We start from the raw sequence: 5,818 nt of genomic DNA on the forward strand, positions 1-5,818 counted from the left end.
CTTATAATTGTCTGGCAGAAAATAAAATGTTATTTTACTATATAAATAAATACTATGGGTGAAGAAGTATATAAAATAGCCGGCAACGATGCCGCCAACTATGAGGAGCACCTGGGGCCCCTTGTTTTTGAACCTGCCGCCCGGGCGTTATTATCGCACATCAGCACGTTCCCGGTGCATACTATCCTGGAAACAGCCTCCGGAACCGGCAGGCTCACCAAACATCTCCGGAAAAGTTTTCCGGCAGCAGAAAGTCTGGTTGCTACAGACATCAACCCGGATATGCTGGAAATAGCGCAGCAGCAATTGAATGATCCGTCTATCACATTCCAGCTGGCCGATGCGCAGCAATTACCTTTCCCGGATCAGTCGTTTGACCTGGTGGTAAACCAGTTCGGGTTAATGTTCCTTCCGGATAAGGAAGCCGGCTTAAAGGAAGCGGCGCGCGTATTAAAACCCGGTGGTCACTTTGTGTTCACCACCTGGGATAAAATCCCGAATATGCTGTTGTTTAAACTGCTGATAGAAGATATGATCCTGCCCTTGTTTAAAGACGAAGATACAACACGCTTTCACACGCCATTCGCGTTACATGATCCTCAACTGTTAAACACTTACCTGGAACAGGCGGGTTTCAGGAACCACAAGGTGGTGTTCCTGAAATTTAACGGACGCGCTGATTCACCGAAACATATTGTGAACAGCTACTTCCTGCAACATCCGCTGGGCAGACAGGTGAAAGAAAAGGCGCCGGGGGCATTTGATAAGGTAGCAAAAGAGCTGGAGCAGCGGCTTACCAGGGAATTTGGCGCGGGGGCGTTTGAGTTTGAGCTGAGGGCGCTGGCGGGGATTGGGAGGAAATGAGATCAATACTTTGCGGGCATTAGGCTTTCCATATGCCATGCACCCTTGGCTGGAGGTAAAAGCTGCTTACTATATAACCTGCTAATTCAATATTCTCCTCCATATCATCAGGATACTCCAGTTTATAAAAAACCAGGTCATCTTCCGGATCTTTTGCAAGCCGGAGGGAAATCACTTTTTCTCCGGTAAGTTTGTACTCAAACCAAATGTTGTCCTCGTCCGAGGTTCCCATTAACCCGTATTCAATGGCCTCCCGGTCGCTTTCACAAAAACTGTATGAGGATGCGTGTGATAAAATAAGAAGGAAAGGCAATAGGTTTTCTTTTGTGACCCAATCGTTTTTTGTCATTATTAAATGTATTATTTCACTCCAATATCCTCATCCTGTAAGCATTCATCGCTGTGTTCCCCAGCCTCGTTATTAAACGGTAATTCACTACCACGCCTACCGCCGCCCCTACTACGGGAAGCAACTGTCCCATTTTTGCCAGGTCTATATGATCACGGTATTCGATCTGGAATTGCTGCCAGTCGAAGCTATGAATATCCTCCGGCAGCTGGCTGCTTTTCTCTTTCCAGTCCACCATCTGCTCAAATACATTCCTCCGGTATTCCTGGCTGCTGAAAGCCAGCTGGAAAATATAAAGAATATACAGGCGCTCCTTGTAATCTTTTACATCAAAGCCATAAAAGGCAGCGATATCAAAAAGCAGTTTCAGCTTCATGCCCAGCAGGATCGGGAAATCCGCAAGGCCCAGCAGGATGCCGCCTGCGCCGGTGATACCGCCCTCGGCGGCTGCCGTTTTCCGGTAAACATCCACCCGGCGAAGCACCGCTTCTTCCATATCATACATAGATGCAAAAACAGGCTTCGCCGGTGCAGTATAGGTAGCGCCGAACAGCACACCCCTTACCATCTGCTTAATAGTAACTGTAACCGCATCATGCACCTTCTGCGGAATAATACGGTTAACCCGGGATTGCACTGATTTCGACACCCGGTCAAACATAGACGGCCGGGCACGCATTTTATGCTGCCAGAGTTCCAGCTCCACACTCATTCGCTGTTCATATAACATAACGGGAAATTACACAAAATTCGGGGGGCTTTTATCAATAGATCAGAGCGGAATCGGCATTTATCAACTTAACAGCATCCAGGAAAGATGCAGCAACAAAAACATACGTTTCGCCATCGTATGTTTTAAAAACACCAGGCTGGCTCTTAAGAAACCCAATATCATGACTATGAATTAAGAAATCTGAGAACCCTATAAACTCATGATCAGTGCGGCCCCTATATTCTTCGAGGATCTTTTCAACCGGCCAGATTGAAAACATATTTTCTCTCCAGTCACAGTCAGAAAAACCATTTACTTCGATATACAATTCTTTAAATCCTGCTGGAAACGTAAATCCAATGCTGGCTTCCACCTCCGAAATTAAATCAGGAGAAGCCCTGGGATTTAGCTGGATCTTTTCATGCCTCCATTGCCGGCATATTTCAATAATACTGTTTTCCATACGGCTAATATAACGCGAACCTTATTCTCTCCGCCCGGAATTGTCATTAATGCTATTTTAACTTTTGCGCGCTGTTTTTTTCCGGAGTCAGGCACTGGTAACCAGTCCTTTCTACCTATTGTCATACCGACAATAAAAATATTTCATAACATTTTGTCCAAATACCGGTTATCGATTGTTATATTATACAACATACTCACTTTAACCATCTGTCGATTTCAGTATGAAAAAAATGAAAAACACTACTATTGCCCCCGCTCCCCTCCCCGTTCACACCGGCGCGGGGGAAATGAACAACCGTATCAGCTTACTGGAAGCAGAACGCCGTATACTCCTGGAACTGGGAAATGAAATTACAAAGGTCCGGGAGAAAACCGACCTGATCACTATCTTTTCTTCCAAGATCAGGGAAATGTTCCCTTTCTCCCATACCATTGTTACGCTTATCGACTATGAAGCGGGAACGTATACCCCCTTCCTGCTCGACCCCGAATCGTCTCCCATTCAAAGCCATCAGCTATATCCCATGCTGGTGGAAGCCCGGTTTCCCCTGTATGAACCCTTTATCCAGAAAGTACTGATAAACGGAGAGCCTACCCTTTACAAAATGGAAGACATTGTGGATGCTCCCGGAAGCCCTGTGTTCCTCAAAGTGAATTACGAAGCGGGTATCAGGGTGCTTTTAATGACGCCGCTGAAAGACAATGACCAGATCATCGGCTTCCTGCACATCTACACCAAAGATCCGGAAGGGTTCACAGGAGAATTTATCAACCTCATCACCAGCATCGCTCCGCAGATTTCCAGTGCAGTGGCCAATATCAAAAAGAATGAAGCGATGAGTCATGCCGAATCCATCAACGAAGTGCTGTTGTCGCTGAGTAATGAAATGGTAAAGGTGAGAGACCGGCAACAGCTCCTTAAAGTAATCAGTTCGGGGCTCAGGGACATCGTTCCTTTCTCCGGCAGTATGATCACCGTCATGAATGAAAAGGAAGCATATTATAAGGCTTACCTGATCGATGCGGAATCAAAGCTGAAAGAGCTAACAGACGACGGAGACGTGCTCCGCATGACCTCCCCCGCGGAAGATGGCATCTACGACGTTGCCTCCTTGTACTACAAACCCCTGGTGTTTGACATGCAATCCTTTGAACCCGAAAATACCCCGCTTTGGTTCAGGCTTCATTACGAAGCCGGCGCCCGTGAAATGATCATAAAGATCCTCGGCACCAACAGCCCTTCACAATACAGCCTGATGCTGTTCGCTAACCAGGCAGGCACCTTTAACACGGAAGCCGTTAATATCGTGAACCGTATTTCCAGCCAGCTGTTTGCAGCGGTGAGCAATATTTCTGCCAATGAAGAGATCCTGAAACGGGAAAATGAAAAGTCATTCCTGCTGGATTTCAGCAACGACATTGCGGCGGTAAGAAGCAAGGCCGACCTGGCCAAAGCCGTACATAAAAGCCTGAAAAAACTGGATGCACTGAATGGCTATGTGATCCGCAGGATCAACGAAGACCAGTTAACTTCCACCACCTATATTTATGATGAAAGTATGGTAACAAGTGAAGATGAACTGGTAAGGGAGATGCTTACGGCAAAGTTGCCTGTCAACGACGGGCTTCAGAACAGGGTACTGAACAGCGCCATCCCCCTGTTCTTCAGCGTAAATACGGAGATCAACCGTGGTGATCATACCGCGCGTTACCTGCCGCTCTGGAAAAAGATAGGATTCAAAACCGTTATCGGTACGCCCCTCCGTACCGGGGATGTAACCCTGGGCATTTTGTGGCTGGGCCTCGAAGAAATAAACATGCCGCTGCTGCAGGGCATATGCGCACAGATCTCCATCGCGATGTACAACATCATCGCCAACGATGAAATACTGCGCCGTGAACGGGAACAAACCTTCCTTCTTGAATTTAGCCGCGACATTGCCGCCCTGCGTTCAAAAGATGACCTGCAACGCGCTATATCAAATGTGCTGAAGCATGTACTTGGCATTAAACTCGCCATCATCCGGGTAATAGAAGACGACGGCGTTACACTCAGTCCCTATATGGTGGATGAAAGCATGTTTGAAAAAGAAAATACCGGGTTCAGGGAAGTTGCCTCACGGAGTATCGACATACACGATGTATTAAATGCAAGGGTACTCAAAAACGACGAACCTGTTATTTTTAACGTGGAAGAAGAAGTAGCGAACGGCAATAATAACCCGGTGGTGATATTCTGGAAAAACACAGGGCTGAAAAGCGCTTTCGGGGCGCCGTTACGCGCGGGCAATACCAATCTCGGTACGCTCTGGCTGCTGATGGATGAAGTGAATCTTACCATCCTGAAAGGCATCTGCGCACAAATCTCCATTGCCATTTCCAATATACGCGCAAATGAAAAAGTACTGGCCTACAAACAAAAGCTGGAAAATGAAAACGACTACCTGAGAGAGCAGATCAAAACAATCTATAATTTTTCAGAGATAGTGGGTAATGGCGTACAAATGCAGAAAGTATACCGGCTGATGACGCAGGTGGCAGCATCTTCATCCACCGTGCTCCTGCTGGGCGAAACCGGCACCGGGAAGGAGCTGATTGCACGCGCCGTTCACAATGCCTCTCCCCGTAAAAGCAAGTTGATGGTAAAAGTGAACTGCGCCGCCCTGCCTGCCCATCTCATCGAAAGCGAATTGTTCGGGCATGAAAAAGGGGCATTTACCGGGGCTATAGACAGGCGTATCGGCAAATTCGAGCTTGCCAATAACAGCACCCTTTTCCTGGATGAAATTGGCGAGATGCCGCTGGAACTACAGGTAAAATTATTACGCGTACTCCAGGAACGCGAACTGGAAAGAGTGGGCGGAAAGAATACCATCAGGATAGATGTACGCATTATTGCAGCCACCAACCGTAACCTGGAAGCAGAGGTACAGGCAGGCCGCTTCAGATCCGACCTCTACTACCGTTTAAATGTATTCCCTATTCACCTGCCTCCGCTGCGCGACCGGCTGGAAGATATTGAGCCTCTTGCCAAGGCATTTATTGCCAAGTTCAGTAAGAACATCGGGAAAAAGGTCACCGGCATATCGGCCAGCGTATTGAAACAACTGAAAAGCTACGACTGGCCCGGTAATGTGCGGGAGCTGGAACACCAGATTGAAAGAGGCATCCTGCTCAGTGAAGATGATATACTCAAAGAAATACATCTGCCCCAGCGCAGGCAGGACGGGCAAGAGGGACAAACCGTACCCGTTTCTGCAAGAACACTGGAGCAAATGGAACGCACCCATATCATTGAAGTACTGAAGCGATGCAGCGGAAAAATTTCCGGTATCGGGGGCGCCGCCGAAATACTTGAAATTCCAGGTACTACCCTGCATTCGAAGATGAAAAAACTAAAGATGTCAAAAGCAGATTACTTCGTCAGT

The 5,818-nt window shown here is 47.4% G+C and carries 5 protein-coding genes; 2 read left to right on the forward strand and 3 right to left on the reverse strand.

What is annotated here, in order from left to right; translation table 11 throughout:
* The first annotated feature begins 54 nt into the window (after positions 1–54).
* The gene (locus VN105_RS02855; protein WP_325637723.1) at positions 55–864 is read left to right on the forward strand and encodes a class I SAM-dependent methyltransferase; all 810 of its coding nucleotides are present in this window, start codon (positions 55–57) and stop codon (positions 862–864) included.
* 19 nt (positions 865–883) lie between these two features.
* Here the strand turns inward: VN105_RS02855 and VN105_RS02860 are convergent, their stop codons facing one another.
* Genes VN105_RS02860 through VN105_RS02870 form a run of 3 tightly spaced genes read right to left on the reverse strand, consistent with a single transcriptional unit; the run spans position 884 to position 2,388 of the window.
* On the reverse strand, positions 884–1,213 hold the full coding sequence (locus VN105_RS02860; RefSeq protein WP_325637725.1) for a hypothetical protein: 330 nt from the start codon (positions 1,211–1,213) through the stop codon (positions 884–886).
* A gap of 16 nt (positions 1,214–1,229) precedes the next feature.
* Positions 1,230–1,943 (reverse strand): EcsC family protein, encoded by a 714-nt coding sequence (locus VN105_RS02865; protein ID WP_325637727.1) that lies wholly within the window; start codon positions 1,941–1,943, stop codon positions 1,230–1,232.
* 34 nt (positions 1,944–1,977) lie between these two features.
* Positions 1,978–2,388, reverse strand: coding sequence for an SMI1/KNR4 family protein (locus VN105_RS02870; RefSeq protein WP_325637729.1), 411 nt, complete (start codon positions 2,386–2,388; stop codon positions 1,978–1,980).
* Positions 2,389–2,611: 223 nt separating this feature from the next.
* On the opposite strand from VN105_RS02870, the gene VN105_RS02875 reads away from it, so the two are divergent.
* A partial coding sequence (locus VN105_RS02875) for a sigma 54-interacting transcriptional regulator (protein WP_325637731.1) occupies positions 2,612–5,818 on the forward strand: 3,207 nt, incomplete at its 3' end.

Origin of the sequence: Chitinophaga sp. (genome assembly GCF_035564935.1) — a bacterium.
Taxonomy (GTDB): Bacteria; Bacteroidota; Bacteroidia; order Chitinophagales; family Chitinophagaceae; genus Chitinophaga.